Origin of the sequence: Schaalia sp. Marseille-Q2122 (assembly GCF_903645355.1) — a bacterium.
Lineage (GTDB): Bacteria > Actinomycetota > Actinomycetes > Actinomycetales > Actinomycetaceae > Pauljensenia.
In genome coordinates, this window is record NZ_CAHJXR010000005.1 from 262,293 (window position 1) to 278,386 (window position 16,094).

A 16,094-nucleotide genomic window follows, 5' to 3' on the forward strand; every position below is an offset into this window, starting at 1 on the left:
GTGACTCCTTCGAGCACCCCCAAGCATTCCTCACCTGCATTTTCATCCCTCACCAGAGGAGAAGGAACAGAAAGGACACCACCGAATGTCAGCCCCCACCTCGAAATCGGACGCTGTCTATCAGCAGGTGCGTTCGCGCATCGTTGATGGCCAGTACACCCCCGGTTTCCGGCTGACCTTCTCTGCACTGGCAGACGAGTTCGGGGTCTCCACTGTTCCGGTACGCGAAGCGATTCGTTCCCTCGAAGCTGAAGGACTGGTGGAATACACCCTCAATATTGGTGCTCGGGTCTCCGAGGTCAATCTTGAGGACTACTACGAGGCGATGGTTTCCCTGGCTCTCTTAGAGGGCATGGCGACGGCCCTGGCGGCCCCGCACCTCACGGAAGAGGATCTGCAGATCGCTCATTCTCTCAACCGTGATATGGAAGCCCTCACTCGTTCCTCCTACTTCGACTCCGACGCGTACCGCAGGCTCAATGGACGTTTCCACTCGGTGCTCTGCGCCCCCTGCCCGAACTCTCGCATCGTGTCACTCGTGAACAGCGAAGCCGAAAGAGTCACCATCATTCGACGCTCTTCTTTGAAGTTCGAGAGCGCCCAGTCTGCTGACTCGATTGCCCAGCACGATCGCCTCCTGGAGATGATTCGCAGGGGCGCTGACCCGGCAGAGATTGAACACTTTGCCCGTCAGCACAAGCTGGCTTCGCTGCACTCCAAGGTCTCGGCACCGGCGCGTGCCCTCTGAACCGAGGTTCGCCCCGGTTTTCAGCCCGCGTTTGCCAGACACACACCTCCCCAGGGCAGTATTTTCATACTGAATATTTCCTTCCCCTGAGCGCGTCCACCGCGCACCTATCCGCATATCCATTTGCCTCACTCCCCCGCTCGCCCCACTTGGAGCTGCCGGGCTGTTGAAGGCCTCCCCACAATGATGTGAAGGGACTCAATCATGCAATTCCACCATCATGGCTACGTCTCCACGAACCCTCGTGTGAAGAGCGCAGCAGGCGTTGGCATCGACCGCAGCCCGGAGATGCCCGACACCGTTGACGTGATGATCGTCGGCTCCGGCCCTGCCGGTATCGTCGCCGCTGCTCAGCTCGCAGCCTTCCCCGACATTCACGCTGTCCTCGTGGAGCAGCGTCCCCACCGACTGGAGCTCGGCCACGCCGACGGCATTCAAGCCCGCTCCGTTGAAACCTTCCAGGCTTTCGGATTCGCCAATGAAATCATTGACGAGGCCTACCAGATCACTGAGACAGCATTCTGGAAGGCCGACCCGGAAGCGCCAGAGAATATTGTCCGCACGAAGATCACCCCCGATGACCCGCATGGAATCTCTGAATTCCCCCACCTCATCGTCAATCAGGCGCGTGTCATCGACTACTTCTGCGACTTCATGGCGAACTCGCCTTCACGCATGCGCCCCCACTACGGCTACGAGTTCGTGGGCCTGGAGGTCCTGGACGAGGGCGACTACCCCGTCAAGGTGACGCTGCGTTACGTCGAGGGCGAGCGTGCCGGTGAGGAGATCGTCGTCCACGCCAAGTATGTGATCGGTGGCGACGGCGCGCGTTCGAAGGTCCGCGACTGTATTGGAGCAACCTACTCCAAGGTGATCTCCATGCACGCCTGGGGTGTTGCCGACGTCATTGTCGACACGAACTTCCCTGACATTCGCACCAAGTGCATTATTAACTCCTCCAAGGGCTCGATCCTGCACATTCCTCGCGAGGGCGGCTACCTCTTCCGCACCTACGTGGACCTGGGTGACCTCGCTGAGGACGACAACCACAAGGTCCGCCAGACCCCGCTGGAAGAGATTATCCGCCGCGCGAATGAGATCATGGCGCCCTACTCTTTCGATGTGAAGAACGTGGCCTGGTGGTCGGTGTACGAGGTCGGCCACCGCGTCACCCAACGTTTCGACGACGTGCCCTCCGATGCCGCGCCCGAGCGGATGCCTCGCGTGTTCATTGCTGGCGACGCCTGCCACACCCACTCGGCCAAGGCCGGCCAGGGCATGAACGTGTCCATGCAGGACACCTTCAACCTGGGCTGGAAGCTGGCCCAGGTGCTGCGGGGCCTGTCGTCTGAGAAGCTGCTGCGTACCTACAATGCTGAGCGCCAGCAGATCGCTCAGGACCTCATCGACTTCGACCTGGAGTGGTCGGGGCGTATGGCTGGCAGCGGAGATGGCGAGAGCATTGAGGACTTCTACGTGCGCACCGCCGAATTCCCCGCTGGCTTCATGACCCAGTACCCGCCCTCGCAGGTCATTTCCGCTGAAGCCCGCCAGGATCTCGCCACCGGCTACCCGCTGGGCAAGCGCTTCAAGTCCGCCCGCGCAATGCGCCGCTGCGACGCGACCGTCAAGCATATTGGCCACGAGCATCAGGCGGACGGCCGTTGGCGCATCTACGTCTTCGCCGACGAGGCGCACCCCGCAACCCAGTCCGCAGTCGACGACTTCGCGCAGTGGTGGACGAGCGACCATAAGTCGCCGCTGCTGCGCCACACGCCTGCCGGTGCCGATCCGAACACTCTCTTTGAGATGAAGGTGATCTACCAGCAGGGCGTCCACGACTTTGAGATCACGGATGCTCCGGCTGCATTCCGCCCGAAGAATGGCCCCTTCCAGGTGGAGGACTGGAACCAGGTCTACGCCACCCTTGAGGGAGAGGACATTTTCGAGGAGCGCGGAATTGCTCGCTCGGGCGCGGTGGTCGTGGTTCGCCCCGACATGTACGTCGCCCACATTGCTGGCCTGGAGGATCACGATTCTCTAGCGCGCTTCTTCGCTGGGGTCTTTGACCTGAGCTAAGAGATGGGCCCGCTGGGCCACCCATAGGCTCGCGAGGCGGTGCGGGGATACTACGGCTGAGATCTCGGCGTTACGTCAGCCCACCCCCGCACTGCCTCGCGAACACTGGCACTTTTCGCGGGCAACACGCGCCACGCACTACACTTTGATGGATTCACCACAGGAGAATTGGATCATGCTGGAACCCTCACAGATTGACGCTATCGCGGCTGAGCTAGCCCATGCCGACCAGACCCGCGTCCCCATCCCTCGTATTACAGCCCGCTACCCCGAGGCCACCGTCGAGGACTCCTACGCAATCCAAGGCGTCTGGCGCGACCAGCAGATCGCCGCCGGGCGTCGCCTGGTGGGTCGCAAGATCGGCCTGACCTCGAAGGCGATGCAGGCGGCGACCGGCATTACTGAACCTGACTATGGCGTCATGTTCGATGACACGGTCTATGAGAATGGCGCCGTCATTGAGTTTGATCGTTTCCTCAATGTCCGTATTGAGGTCGAACTCGCCTTCGTCCTCAAGGACGCCCTGGAGGGCCCCCATTGCACGATCTTTGACGTGCTGCGCGCCACCGAATACGTCACCCCCGCCCTCGAAATCCTCAACTCCCACATTGAGTTGGAGGGCCGCACCATTGTCGACACGATCTCTGACAATGCCGCCTACGGGGCGATGGTGATTGGCGGACGTCCCATGCGCCCCCACGATCTTGACCTGCGCTGGGTGTCGGCCTTGCTCTATCGCAATGAGAGCATTGAGGAGACCGGCGTATCGGCTGGCGTTCTTAACCATCCGGCCACTGGCGTTGCTTGGCTGGCCAATAAGTTCGCCCAGCACGGCGCCCGCCTGGAGGCTGGTGAGATTATCCTCGCAGGATCCTTCACCCGCCCCATGTGGGTGAGCCGAGGGGACTCTGTGGTGTGTGACTACGGGCAGATGGGAACCATCTCATGTCGATTCGTCTAAATCTTCCCCCCACCTTCGGTCAGGAACTCCGCGAGGCCGAGCGTGGCCGCGTGGGCATGTGGGTGTGTTCCGGTAGCCCCACGGTTGCGGAGATCTGCGCCGGGTCGGGTCTGGATTGGCTGCTCATTGATGGCGAGCACGCACCCTTGAGCCTGGAGAGCATTCAGCGTCAGCTCCAAGCCATCGCCGCCTACCCGGTGACGCCGGTGGTGCGCGTGCCGATCAACGACTGGGTGCTCATTAAGCAGTACCTGGATCTGGGGGCACAAAACCTCCTCATCCCCATGGTCAATACCGCCGAGGATGCCGCCGCTGCGGTGAAGGCCACCCGTTATCCGCCCGAGGGCGTGCGCGGGGTGGGCTCTGCCCTGGCGCGCGGGGCTCGATGGAATCGGGTGGAGAACTACCTCAAGCGGGCCAATGAGGAGTTTGTGTCGGTCATTGTGCAGATCGAGACCGCTCAGGCTGTGGAGAATGCCGCCGAGATTGCCGCCGTGGATGGTGTGGATGCGATCTTTATCGGGCCTTCGGATTTGGCTGCTTCAATGGGGGTCATCGGCCAGCAGGATCACCCCGAGGTCATTGCTGCTGTCCACCGCGCTATTGAGGCAGGCCGCGCCGCTGGCAAACCTGTGGGCATTAACGCCTTCGATCCGCGTTTAGCCCAGCGCTACTTGGAGGAGGGGATGGATTTCATCCTCGTGGGTGCGGATGTGGCGCTACTGGCACGCGGGAGTGAAGCGCTGGCGGATCGCTATTGTGCGACACCCGCATCTGATGTGCCCGTGCAAGCACCCGAAGAGCGTCCAAGCTATTAGGCTGGAGCCATGACCCTCGTCACCACTGACTCCCCCTCCAGCCCGAGCACGCACGCCTTTGAATGTGCCGCTGGCCCCTATCGGGCAACCTTCGTCAACGCGGGGGCAGGCCTTGCCTCCCTCACCTACAAGGGCCATGACCTGATCCTGGCCCACACTGCCGACCAGTGCCCGCCGGGCTACATGGGTAAGACCCTGGTGCCCTGGCCGAATCGTATTCGCGACGGCCGTTACTCGTGGATGGGTAAGGACTACGAGCTTCCCTGCACGGATATTGCCACTCGCACCGCCCTGCATGGCCTGCTGTCGTGGACGCACTGGCAGTTGCACGAGTACGCCGAGGATCACTGCATCTTCGAGGCCATCAGCCCGGCCACCTACGGCTACCCCTGGACCGTGCAGTCCCGCGTGGAGTACGCCCTCAATGCAGATGAGGGTTTGAAGGTTGCGATCACGACACGCAATCTCAGCGACACCGCTGCCCCCTATGGCGCCTCCCACCACCCCTATCTGACGGCTGGCGAGGGCGCCGTGGATGATTGGGAACTGACGCTCCCGGCCGCTTCAGTGATGGATGCTGACGAGCAGCTCATCCCCACCGAGAAACTCGCGGTCACCGCCTTGGATCGGGACTTCCGTGAGCCTCGTTCCTTGCGTGGCGTAACGGTTGACCACTGCTTTACGGATCTGCCGACGCACCGGGCGTGGCGTGTTGACCTGCGTAATCCTGACACTGGCCTCACCACGCACCTGCATAGTGGTGCCCCGTGGGTTCAGGCCTACACGGGGGATGCTTTCGGGCGTCTGGGTATTGCCGTGGAGCCGATGACCTGCCCGCCCGATGCCTTCAATACCGGCCAGGATGTCATTGCTTTGGCTCCTGGTGCGACGCATCGTTTCAGCTACCGGCTGAGCGCCAGCGGCCTGTGATGCCTCGCTGAGTTCTTTCCCGTACGCGCCTGTGATTCCTGTAGTGAATGACCCTTTTGCCGCCCTGTGCGCGCCTTTTCTTGGCGCCGAGGCGACGGCGGTGGCCAAGCCTCCTGGCAATACTGCGCGCCCCGAGGTCGCTGCCTTGCCGGTTGCAGCCGCGCTGCATGAGATCGCGCCCCTGTGCATTCCAGGGGGTGCCCTGGTGGTGACGGCAGAGCCAGGGTCGGGAAAGACCACGCTCCTGCCGCCCCTCTTTGCCTGCCTCCTTGCCGCGAACGCAACCGGTAGCGCCACCAGTAGCAACGCTCACTCTGGCACTGCTTCTGGCACCGCTTCTGGCACTACGACCGGCGCTCCGTGCCGGATCCTCGTCACCCAGCCGCGCAGGATTGCTGCGCGCGCCGCTGCGCGACGCCTCGCCCACCTTATTGGTGAAAAAGTCGGCCAGAGCGTGGGCTATTCGGTGCGCGGCGACAGTGCGCTCAGTGCCACCACCCGCATTGAGTTCCTCACTCCTGGTTTGCTCCTGCGGCGCCTTCATGCCGATCCGGAGTTGCCCGGGGTGGCCGGGATTCTTTTTGATGAGTTCCACGAGCGCCATCTTGATTCGGATCTGGCCTGCGCGTTCAGTGTGGACGTGCGCGCTACCGTGCGTGAGGACCTTTTCCTTGCCGTCACCTCGGCCACCCTGGATGTGGAGCGCACGCTCGCCCTCCTGGCCGAGTGGGTGGGTGAGACCCGGCATGTCGATGTGCCCGTCCCCCTCTATCCGCTGGAGGAACGCTGGGCGCCGCCCCCACGCGGAGTCTCCACGATGACGACGACAGCTCGCGGTGAGCTCGTCGTTGCCCGCGATTTTCTTCAGCATATTGCCTCAACTACCGTCCGCGCCTTTGACGATGGGCGCGGGCGCACAGATGCCGGTGACGTGCTGGTATTTGTCCCTGGTGTGCGTGAGATTCACGAGGTCAGCGCACCCCTCGCCACCGCATTGGCCTCGTCGATCGCTGCCGGTGAGGTGGAGATTCTCAGCGTCCACGGTGGGCTCTCTCCCGCTGAGCAGGATCGCGCACTCACCCCACGCGAGCAGGGGCGGCGCCGGATCATTATTGCCACCGCCGTTGCTGAGTCCTCCCTGACGATCCCCGGCGTGCGGACGGTCGTTGATGCTGGCCTGTCTCGTGAGCCGAGGGTGGAGCCCGTGACGGGCGTGGGATCGCTGGTGACAGTACCCGTTTCACGAGGTCGGGGCGCTCAGCGGGCTGGCCGTGCCGCGCGCCTGGGGCCAGGTGTCGTAGTGCGCTGCGCGGACGCCGTGGAGTGGGCGAAACGGCCAGCCCACTCTCAACCGGAGATTGTGTGTGCCGACATAACGGATGCGCTGCTGCAGGCGAAGGCCTGGGGAGCTGCCTCCTGGGAGGATCTGGCCCTCCTTGATCGGCCTTCAGACGGTACGACGGCGGCTGCGACGCAACGCCTCCAAGCCCTGGGGGCTTGCGATGCGGACGGGCGTGTTACTGATCATGGGCGGCGCCTTGTCGCCTACCCTGTGGAACCCGCCTGGGCCAATGCTTGCGAGCATGGCAGGGTTCTCATTGGTGTGGAGCGCACAGCCCGGGCCGTGGCGATCCTCTCCGAAGAGTTGCGGCCCGAGGGCGCGGATCTTTCTTCGGCTGCACGAGCCCTCCTGGCGGATCGTGGGCGCGGCGCATCTTCTTCAGGGCGGCGCGGTGGCGCGCAGGGGCGTAGTGCCTCGGCAGTGGCTGACAGTGAGCGGCGCCTGGCGGCGATGATGCGTCGTCAGGGCTCGATAGCCCCCGCCCCGGCGGCACAGAGTGGGACGGACGCTGCTCCTCAGGGCCGCGTTGAAGGCGGGCAAGGTAAAGCCCTTGACGCGGACCTCGCCCTTCTGGGCGCCTACGCCTGGCCGGGATGGATTGCCCGCAAGCGCCCCGGCAGCCAGCATTATCTGCTCGCCTGCGGGCTGGGGGCGGGCCTGCCCGGCGCCAGCGGCGCAAGCGCGCCCGCTCACTCCGCCACGACTGTCTCCTCGTCGGCTGCCAGCCCCTTGGAGGGCTGCGAGTGGCTGGTCGTCACCGACCTCGCAAGGGCGCCGGGGTCGCGTGATGCGCTGATTCGGGCAGCTATCCCCGCCGACGAGGCCCTCGCCCGGCAGGCGGCCTCTGCCCTACTGCGCCGCGAGGTACTCACCCAGTGGGACAATGGCCGCCTTCGTGCCCGCGAGCGCGAACTCCTGGGCGCCATTGAACTGCGCCAACGTCCTCTGCCCGAATGCCCACCGGAGGCTGCACGGGACGCTATTGCTCAATCCTTTGCGCGAGAGGGCGTCAGCTTCCTCGAGTGGTCCGCCGCCGCCCGCCAGCTGCGTGCCCGCATGGCCGCCCTTCACGAGGTGTTAGGAGAGCCTTGGCCGGATGTCAGCGACGAGGCCCTCGCCAACAGTTACGAGGAGTGGTTGGGAGCAGAGTGTGATCGCCTGGCAGCAGGAGCTCCCCTGGCCAGCGTCGATTGTGAGGCCGCCTTGCGCAACCTCCTGCCCTGGCCGGAGGCAGCACGTTTAGAGGAGCTTGCCCCTGTGCGTCTGCCGATTCCTGCCGGTGGGACCCGTGAGGTGGAGTGGAGCACCGGACAGCCGACTCTCTCTTTGCGGGTCCAACAGGCTTTCGGGTGGACAGCCACACCCACATGGGCCGACGGGCGTGGAGAGATTCTTATTCACCTGCTTGATCCTGCGGGTCGCCCGGTTGCTGTCACCTCGGATTTGGCTTCCTTCTGGGTTGGCCCCTACCAGCAGGTACGCGCCCAACTACGAGGCCGATACCCGAAGCACCCCTGGCCAGAGGATCCTTTCAGCGAGGCGCCGACCTCGCGGGCAAAGCCTCGTCAGACATAAGACTGCCCATTTGCCAATGGGGCGTGTGGATCCGGCAGTATCTGCTGAACTCACACGCCCCATCAGAGCAATGCGTCGAGCTATGCGACCTAACCCTTCACCGAGCCAGCAGCCAGGCCAGACTGCCAGTACTTTTGCAGGCCCAGGAAGAGGACGATCAGGGGCAGGAGGAAGTTATTCCAGGTTGCCACGAAGATGAACAGGAAGATCGTCACCATGGCGGGGGCGAGGATGCGCACATGGGTGTCATCAACGAGTTCCTATTCCTCGCGCGTGCGGGTGCGCCCCGCAGAGCGGTCGATCACCTGCCAGTACAGGGCAAGGTCGACCTCGGTGTTGGGGATACTAGCGGGCTGATAGGGGCTATGGGGTGGGGGCGATGACGACCTCAATCCCGTGTTCTCGTAGGGCGTGGGCGTGTTCATCGCAGATGCCGGTGTCGGTGACGACGGCGGATACTGCTGTCAGTGGAGCAATCTTGGCAAAGGCGCTCTGTCCGATTTTTCCTGAGTCGGCAACGACGACGACGCGCCGGGCTGCACTGGCGAGCGCGGCGTTTACCTGAGCTTCACCCTCGTGGTCGGTGTAGAGGCCGTGCGTCAGATCAAGAGCATTGATTCCCAGAAAAAGAGTGTCAACGGAGATGTGCGGCAGGATGAGGGAAGAGAGCGGTCCGGTCAGTTCATAGCTGCGTGCCCGCACGACACCACCTGTGACGACGACGCGCACTCCGGGGCGAATGGCAAGGTCGTTGGCGATGTTGATGGCGTTAGTGACCAGGGTGATGCCGTCATTTTCGAAGTCTTCTTCTGCACTGACGCGTAGGCCAACTTCGTGGGCAGTAAGTGTGGTGGTGGTGCCGCCATTAAAACCGATCACATCGCCTGGGTTCACGAGCGCTGCAGCACTTCGGGCGATGGCGAGCTTGGCCTCCGATTGGGCACCTGAGCGGTATCTGAGCGGCAATTCTCCGCTGGAGGGGTTAGCGCTGGCGCCGCCGCGGGTGCGCATGATGAGCTGTTGGTTGGCCAAGGTGTCGAGGTCACGGCGTACAGTTGCTGGCGATACGCCGAGTTCTTCGACGGCGTCTTCGACGCGCAGGGTGCCACGTTCCATCACCAGATGGGCTAGTGCCGAGAGTCGGTCTTGGCGGTTCACGGCAGCTCTCCTTTCCCATGTTTTCTGCCCGTTTTCTTCCCTATTGTGCGTCAGGAGTGGACGTGAGGGGAGAATGTGGAAACAGTGGTGCGTCATTGGTGGTGAAAGTGTCACTGCACAGACTACACTAACGATCAATACTGATTGATATACTCACTCTGTAATCATGTTTAGTCAATAGATGCTCTCATTATTGACCACATCGCACACAAGGAAGGTGCCCCTCATGAGCATTACCAGCGCCGAGATTGCCTCCCAGCCCGAGGTCTGGACCCGTGTCGTCGAACTCGCCACCGACGCCGCACCCCTCGTCGCAGACGGTGACTCCGTTGCCGTCATCGGCTGCGGAACCTCATGGTTCATCGCGCAGGCCTACACGCGCCTGCGTGAAACCATGGGCAAGGGCGTTTCCGATGCCTTCACCGCCACCGAGTTCCCCGTTGAACGCGCCTACGACCACGTCATCTGCCTATCCCGCTCTGGCACCACCACCGAAATCATTGACGTCATGCGTCAGCTCCACGAGGACGGTCGACCCGCCACCCTCATCACCGCAGTCTCCCCCGGCCCTGCCTCGCCCTACGCTCATGCCGAGGTCGTCCTCGACTTCGCCGACGAAGAATCCGTCGTCCAAACCCGCTTCGCCACCTCCGCGCTGGCCTACTTCCGCGTGAGCCTCGGCCAGGACCTCACCCACACCATTGCCGATGCCCGCACGGCCCTCGAGGTAGAGATCCCCCAACGGTGGATTGATGCCACGCAGATCTCCTTCCTCGGCTACAACTGGACCATCGGCCTGTCCAACGAGGCCGGCCTGAAACTGCGTGAAGCCAGCCAGTCCTGGACCGAGGCCTACTCCGCCATGGAATACCGGCACGGCCCCATCTCCATCGCTGAACCCGGCCGCCTCGTGTGGGCATTTGGCGAGGTCCCCGAGGGCCTGGAGGCGCAGGTAGCAGCCACCGGCGCTGAATTCGTCCACTCCGACCTTGACCCCATGGCAGACCTCATCATCGCCCAGCGTCTAGCTGTCGCCCGCGCCGAAGCACGCGGCCTCAACCCCGACACCCCACGTCACCTGACCCGCTCGGTGATTCTCGACGCCTAATTTACATAGCCTTCGCGGCGTGACACACTCACTGTGCATGCCGCGAAGGCGTTCATCTTCCTCACATCCCATCCCACCCCCTCCTGAGGAGTCTCACCATGCGTTACGCGATTGGCATTGACGTCGGCGGCACCACCATCAAAGCCGCTCTCATCGGCGAGAACGCTCGAATCTACGCCTCGGAGAGCATGGACACCCCTCGGTCCACCTCAGCCATCACCGCCGCCTGCGCCACCCTGTTAACCACCCTGCGTGAATGCGTCCATGCAGGCCAGATCGACGGCCCACAAGGCCCTATTCGCAGCGACGAAATCATCACCACCATCGGCATTGACGTGCCCGGCATCGTTGACGAAGCCCGCGGAATCGCGGAATTCTCCGCCAATCTCGGCTGGGAGAATTGGTCTGCCCACGCCGAATTTGAAGCAGCCCTCAACTGCCCGGTCGCCTTCGGACACGACGTCCGGAATGGAGCCAAGGCCGAATCCCACTGGGGCATCACCCTGCCCGACTTCCTCTACATCGCCATCGGCACAGGCATCGCCTCCGTCCTCGTCCTCAATGGCACGCCCGTCGCACCCCACGGCTGGGCTGGCGAAATCGGGCAGGTTCCCGTCCCCGACCCACAGCGCCAAGGCTGCCTACTCCCCCTGGAGCAGGTCAGCAGCGCCTCAGCCATCGCCAAACGCGCCATCGAGGCCGACCTCGTCGGTGAAGACGCGGGAGCAGCCGAGGTCTACCTCCTCGCAGGCGCTGGCAATAAGGACGCTCAAGAGATCATCGACGATGCGATCTCCACCCTCGCCCACGGCATCGCCCCAGCTCTGGCTGCCTGCGGCCCCATCCCCGTCGTCCTCGGAGGCGGCCTGGCAAATGAGGGAGCGCCCCTGTGCGATCACCTCGAAATGGAACTCAGCTTGGCACTGGGCATCATCCCACCCCCGTCGGTCATGACCGCCACGCTCGGCTCACGCTCACAGGTCCTGGGGGCTGCCCTCAGCGCCTTCCAACGTCATGACCTTTCACGGCAATAGCTCCCCGACACCAACAGCCCCGCCGGAGCACCACAGGAGACACCTGCATGAGGACGATCTGGACCATCACCCCCAACCCCGCCCTTGATTTCACCTACAAGGTGCCTGCCCTGAACTACGGGCATAGCCACCGTGTGGACGATGTGGAGATCCGCCCCGGCGGTAAGGGCATTAATGTGGCCCGGGTTCTTGCTCAGCTTGGATACACCTCCTCCATCACCGGCTTCCTCGGCGGCAGCAACGGTACTTTCTTCCGTGAGCTGCTCTCCCAGTGCACCCCCGCTGACCTGGTACGGCCCTGTTTTATTGACACGACAGCCCAGACGCGCATGAGTATTGCCGTTGTCGACTCTGACGCGACGGTATTTAACGAGGCCGGGAGCGCCCCCCAGGAGGAGGATTGGGGGCGCCTGTGCACGCTCCTAGCTACCGAGGTCCGCCCTGGTGACATCGTCGCCTGCTGCGGGTCCTTTCCCGGAGACTCCTCCGCCACCTGGATGAGCGCCGTGGTACGTACCGTCCACGAGGCCGGGGCGCGCATCCTCGTCGATGCCAGCGGCGCACTCTTGAGGGCTGCCTGCGAGGCTGGAGCCGATGTGGTCAAGCCCAATGACATTGAGTTACGCCAGACAACTGGCGTGGAGGACGTCGCAGAAGGTGCCCGCGCCCTCCTGACTCAAGGAGTGGGCGTGGTTATTGTCTCTGAAGGGGCGCGCGGTATGAGCGTCCACGGCCCTGACGGAGCCTTCCGCGCCCTGCCTGCTCGTTCCATTGAAGGCAACCCGACGGGTGCGGGGGATGCCTCAGTGGCGGCGTGGTGTGCCTTCCTCGCCTCCTATGACGGCCCGCTCAGCGCGCAGGCTTTGGCTGGCGCCCTTCCTCAAGCGGTTGCTCTCTCAGGTGCGGCCGTGGCCTGCCCGGTGGCTGGCGAGGTCGATCGTGATCTGTATGAAGAAATGCTCCCCCTAGTGAAAGTTGAGTCCTACTGATGCCTCTTGTCGATATTCGCCAGATGGCTGCTGACGCGGCGGCCGCGAAGGTTGGTTTAGGCGCATTCAACGTGGTGCTGCTTGAGTTTGCCCACGCCGAGGTTGAGGCCGCTGAACGCGTTGGCGTTCCGATTGTCTTGCAGCTGTCGGAGAATGCCATTAAGTATCACGGTGGCAAGATCGCCCCCTTGGGCGCGGCCCTGCTCGCCTTGGCCCATGAGGCAAGCGTGCCGGTGGCCGTCCACCTCGATCACGCAGAAAGTGCTGACCTGTGTAAGGCCGCCGTTGATTTGGGCTTTAACTCCGTCATGTATGACGGCTCGCACCTGGATGATGCGACGAACCGCGACACGACGGCTACTGTCGTGGAGTTCTGCCACGCCGCTGGCGTGGCAGTGGAGGCTGAGCTGGGTGAGGTTGGCGGAAAGAACGGTGTGCATGATCCCTCCGCACGCACAAACCCACAGGATGCTGCCGCTTTCGTCGCCGACACCGGCGTGGACCTGCTGGCAGTGGCCGTGGGATCCTCTCACGCGATGACAACCCGCGGCGCGGTGCTTGATACGGAGCTCATCAGCGCCATTCGTGATGCTGTCCCCGTACCACTGGTCCTCCACGGCTCGTCGGGCGTATCCGACGAGGGCATGGTGGCGGCCATTAAGGCAGGCATGACGAAGATTAATGTCTCCACCCACCTCAATGTTGGATTCACCGGCGTTGTGCGCGAGATCCTTGCCGCTGACGAGAAGATGGTTGATCCCCGTAAGTATGTTGGCCCTGGTCGCGCTCATGTCACTGACGAGGTTGCCCGCCTGCTCTCCTTGTACACAAGCGCCTGAGAGGTCCTGGCGCACGCTCCTTCCCGTCGACGCTTCGCCTCGTGGGCGAATTTGTTCCCCGTGACCCATCGTTGCGTGCGGGAGCGTGTGTCGACGAGGGATCCTGGAAACGTGGACCTCGTCCGAGGATACGCACAAAAACGGGTGGCCCCACGCCATTGGCGTGGGGCCACCCGTTGAGTGTGAGCTCGCTGAGAGCTCTTAGCTGCGCTTACGGGCAATCAGACCTGCAACGCCGGCCATGGTTGTGAGAGCAGCCAGCGCGGCAAGCATGCCTGCCTGAGTGCCGGTGGAGGCAAGCGAGGAGGACTTCTTCGCTGTGCCCGCCCCCTGAGCCTTATGTGCCCCCTGGTCCTTGGGGGAGTCCGTGGAGCCAGGCGTATTGGGTTGGGGGGCGCCGGGGGATGGTGTACCTGGGTTGGTTGAAGGCTGGGAAGGAGCCTGAACCGTGAAAGTCTGTGAGGCTTCACGTCCGGATTCACCCACGGCCTTCACCGTGTGTTCTCCCTTGCCAAAGTCCGCCGGAATAGTCCATTCAATGGAGGCGCGGCCATCATTGTCGGCGGGGACTGTGCCCACGACAACAGGGTCGGAGTGCACCGTGAAGGTCACCTTCTCACCAATGGCGAAACCTGCAGCCATGAAGGTCATTGTCTGTCCCTGCTTGGGGGTCGTCAATGAGGGGGCCACGCTGAGGTCTTCAGGGTGTGGAACAACCTCGGCCTTGACCAGCGCCAGCTTGCTTTCTGCTACAACGTCATCATCGGCGCGCGGGTCCTTATTGCGGCCTTCGGCGTTGATCGTCACGGGCAGCGAGAGGAACTCTCCGTCGTAGGACAGGAGGGTATCTGCCAGGGGCAGTTCCTCGGTGGTGAGCGTTAGATCCTCACCGAAGGGATTCTCGCTCGTGGCTGTCACGGCAGGGAAGTCAAAGACCTGCAGAGATGCTGCGGTGGCCGGGCCGGTCACGGTCACGCGCAGGCGAGCCTTGGGGGCAACGTTGACGTTGTACTCGGCCCCTAGAGGCTGCCAGGTGTTGCCATCAATGGAGTATTCCAGGGCGCCCACAACAGGCTTGGGCTGATCCTTGAGGACGGCATCTAGGGCATTGACCATGCCGCGGCCACGATAGGCCTTAGCCGGGTCGTCGGTGAGGACGTCAAGCTTGTCGCCGGCCTGCTTGTAGAGCAGTTCACGCAGCTGAGCCGGGGTGGCGGTGGGGTGGATGCTCTTGAGGAGTGCGGCAACGCCAGCGACGTGCGGGGACGCCATGGAGGTACCACTGAGGTAGCCCCAGCCTCCGCCCTTTGAGGCGGGCAGGGTTGAGCGGATGACCGAGCCAGGTGCTGCAATCTCAATGTGCTTGGCGCCGTAGTTGGAGAAGCGTGAGCGCGTGAACTTGGTCGGGTCGGCGTTGCGGCGAGGGCGCTGTACGGAGGAGACAGTGACGACCGAGTCAAGCATGGCTGGAATGTCGACGCCTGCTGTCACGTCGCGGTTGAGGATGGCAGCGCCGTCAACGTCGTTGGGGCTGTCGCTGTCGGTTGTCGGATTGTCGAGGTCATATTCGTCGTTACCGGCTGCGGCAATGTGAAGCAGACCCTGGTCTTCGGTGTAGGTGAAGGCGCGGCGGACGACCTCGTAGCCGGCTGCCTGGGAGGGTTCGGTGGGAATCCAGAAGGCCCAGGGGTCGACGTAGTAGGAGTTGTTCGTCACGTCAGCGCCCTTGTCGAGTGCCCACATGAGGCCACAGGTGACGTATTCAGGGTAGAAGAAACCTCCAGCATTCGAGGTCTTGACGGCCATGATGCGGGCAGTGGGTGCGACACCGTCAACGCCGAGGCCATTGTGCTCTGCGGCGACAGTGCCCGCCACGTGGGTGCCGTGGTGGTGATCATCCTGCCATGCTTCGCGGGCGTTATTGGGGATGCCATTGACATGGCAGCCGACGGAGTTTTCGACGTCAATTTGATCGTCAAGGTCGACCTGGGTGCCGTCTACACCGGTGTCGAGGATGGCGACGGTGACTTTGGCGCGGGGAACGTCAACCTTTTGGGCGTCGAGGGCGCCGATGGCGCTCAGACCCCAGGCGAGGTTGCTTTCAGGGTCGGGAGTGAACTCATCGAGCTGAGAGTTACCCCCGCCGCCATTTGCTGCGGAGTTTCCTGCCGAGGTCGCCTGGACGAGGACCTCGTCTCCGCTGACTTGCGCGAAGCGGGTGGGGCCAATGGAGTGCACAGGAATAGTGGCTGCTTGTGCTGCGCTGCCCAGGTCGGCGGCGAAGGTGGCCTTCGCGGACTGAACGAAGAAGGCGTCCAGGGCGGGGTACTGGGAAAGTGGGACTGCCCCGAGGGCCTTTGCCGCTTCCGCCAGCTGGGTGAGCTGTTCGGGGGTGGCTTCGGGGCTGAGGTTTACGGCGTAGTTCATGACCTCGCCATCGGCTGCACGTGCCGGAGAGATAATCGCGTTGCTTGCCGGAGTCGCCGTGTTCCCCGTATTTTCGGTGTTGTCGG

At 63.2% G+C, this 16,094-nt stretch carries 12 protein-coding genes and 1 pseudogene; 10 read left to right on the forward strand and 3 right to left on the reverse strand.

Annotated features, from left to right (window positions below; genetic code table 11):
* Positions 1-85 precede the first annotated feature (85 nt).
* The 6 genes from HWX48_RS07310 (at position 86) to hrpB (ending at position 8,453) form a co-directional block, all read left to right on the forward strand.
* Positions 86-748 (forward strand): GntR family transcriptional regulator, encoded by a 663-nt coding sequence (locus tag HWX48_RS07310; RefSeq protein WP_175956104.1) that lies wholly within the window; start codon positions 86-88, stop codon positions 746-748.
* 204 nt (positions 749-952) lie between these two features.
* Positions 953-2,827, forward strand: coding sequence for an FAD-dependent monooxygenase (locus tag HWX48_RS07315; RefSeq protein ID WP_175956106.1), 1,875 nt, complete (start codon positions 953-955; stop codon positions 2,825-2,827).
* A 175-nt stretch (positions 2,828-3,002) separates the two neighbouring features.
* Positions 3,003-3,788: a 2-oxo-hept-4-ene-1,7-dioate hydratase gene (gene hpaH / locus HWX48_RS07320; protein ID WP_175956108.1), complete on the forward strand. Its 786-nt coding sequence runs from the start codon at positions 3,003-3,005 to the stop codon at positions 3,786-3,788.
* Positions 3,773-4,606 (forward strand): HpcH/HpaI aldolase/citrate lyase family protein, encoded by an 834-nt coding sequence (locus tag HWX48_RS07325; RefSeq protein WP_175956110.1) that lies wholly within the window; start codon positions 3,773-3,775, stop codon positions 4,604-4,606. The genes hpaH and HWX48_RS07325 overlap by 16 nt, the downstream gene beginning before the upstream one ends.
* Before the next feature lie 9 nt (positions 4,607-4,615).
* Positions 4,616-5,536, forward strand: a complete 921-nt coding sequence (locus HWX48_RS07330) for an aldose-1-epimerase (RefSeq protein WP_175956112.1) — start codon at positions 4,616-4,618, stop codon at positions 5,534-5,536.
* 43 nt (positions 5,537-5,579) lie between these two features.
* Positions 5,580-8,453, forward strand: a complete 2,874-nt coding sequence (hrpB, locus tag HWX48_RS07335; protein ID WP_254873010.1) for an ATP-dependent helicase HrpB — start codon at positions 5,580-5,582, stop codon at positions 8,451-8,453.
* A gap of 89 nt (positions 8,454-8,542) precedes the next feature.
* Here the strand turns inward: hrpB and HWX48_RS07340 are convergent.
* A pseudogene (locus HWX48_RS07340) lies at positions 8,543-8,692 on the reverse strand (carbohydrate ABC transporter permease); the annotation flags it as partial.
* Positions 8,693-8,816: 124 nt separating this feature from the next.
* Entirely contained in the window at positions 8,817-9,611 is a 795-nt protein-coding gene (locus HWX48_RS07345; RefSeq protein ID WP_175956114.1) for a DeoR/GlpR family DNA-binding transcription regulator, read from the reverse strand.
* A gap of 226 nt (positions 9,612-9,837) precedes the next feature.
* Here HWX48_RS07345 and HWX48_RS07350 point away from each other — a divergent pair, with 226 nt between their 5' ends.
* The 4 genes from HWX48_RS07350 (at position 9,838) to HWX48_RS07365 (ending at position 13,581) form a co-directional block, all read left to right on the forward strand.
* Positions 9,838-10,719 carry an SIS domain-containing protein gene (locus tag HWX48_RS07350; RefSeq protein WP_175956116.1) on the forward strand — a complete coding sequence of 294 codons (882 nt, stop codon included), beginning with the start codon at positions 9,838-9,840 and terminating at the stop codon, positions 10,717-10,719.
* Between the two features lie 98 nt (positions 10,720-10,817).
* The gene (locus HWX48_RS07355; RefSeq protein ID WP_175956118.1) at positions 10,818-11,753 is read left to right on the forward strand and encodes an ROK family protein; all 936 of its coding nucleotides are present in this window, start codon (positions 10,818-10,820) and stop codon (positions 11,751-11,753) included.
* 47 nt (positions 11,754-11,800) lie between these two features.
* The gene (locus HWX48_RS07360) at positions 11,801-12,742 is read left to right on the forward strand and encodes a 1-phosphofructokinase family hexose kinase (protein ID WP_175956120.1); all 942 of its coding nucleotides are present in this window, start codon (positions 11,801-11,803) and stop codon (positions 12,740-12,742) included.
* Positions 12,742-13,581, forward strand: a complete 840-nt coding sequence (locus HWX48_RS07365) for a class II fructose-bisphosphate aldolase (RefSeq protein WP_175956123.1) — start codon at positions 12,742-12,744, stop codon at positions 13,579-13,581. The genes HWX48_RS07360 and HWX48_RS07365 overlap by 1 nt, the downstream gene beginning before the upstream one ends.
* A gap of 201 nt (positions 13,582-13,782) precedes the next feature.
* Here HWX48_RS07365 and HWX48_RS07370 read toward each other — a convergent pair whose 3' ends face one another.
* Positions 13,783-16,008 (reverse strand): S8 family serine peptidase, encoded by a 2,226-nt coding sequence (locus HWX48_RS07370; RefSeq protein WP_175956125.1) that lies wholly within the window; start codon positions 16,006-16,008, stop codon positions 13,783-13,785.
* Positions 16,009-16,094: the final 86 nt, after the last annotated feature.

Excerpts from the sequence above, each read along its gene's own strand:
- HWX48_RS07325 (WP_175956110.1), top strand. The coding sequence starts at position 3,773 with ATGTCGATTCGTCTAAATCTTCCCCCCACCTTCGGTCAGGAACTCCGC.
- HWX48_RS07370 (WP_175956125.1), bottom strand. The coding sequence starts at position 16,008 with ATGAACTACGCCGTAAACCTCAGCCCCGAAGCCACCCCCGAACAGCTC.
- HWX48_RS07330 (WP_175956112.1), top strand. The coding sequence starts at position 4,616 with ATGACCCTCGTCACCACTGACTCCCCCTCCAGCCCGAGCACGCACGCC.
- HWX48_RS07350 (WP_175956116.1), top strand. The coding sequence starts at position 9,838 with ATGAGCATTACCAGCGCCGAGATTGCCTCCCAGCCCGAGGTCTGGACC.
- HWX48_RS07365 (WP_175956123.1), top strand. The coding sequence starts at position 12,742 with ATGCCTCTTGTCGATATTCGCCAGATGGCTGCTGACGCGGCGGCCGCG.
- HWX48_RS07315 (WP_175956106.1), top strand. The coding sequence starts at position 953 with ATGCAATTCCACCATCATGGCTACGTCTCCACGAACCCTCGTGTGAAG.
- HWX48_RS07360 (WP_175956120.1), top strand. The coding sequence starts at position 11,801 with ATGAGGACGATCTGGACCATCACCCCCAACCCCGCCCTTGATTTCACC.
- HWX48_RS07310 (WP_175956104.1), top strand. The coding sequence starts at position 86 with ATGTCAGCCCCCACCTCGAAATCGGACGCTGTCTATCAGCAGGTGCGT.
- hpaH (WP_175956108.1), top strand. The coding sequence starts at position 3,003 with ATGCTGGAACCCTCACAGATTGACGCTATCGCGGCTGAGCTAGCCCAT.
- HWX48_RS07355 (WP_175956118.1), top strand. The coding sequence starts at position 10,818 with ATGCGTTACGCGATTGGCATTGACGTCGGCGGCACCACCATCAAAGCC.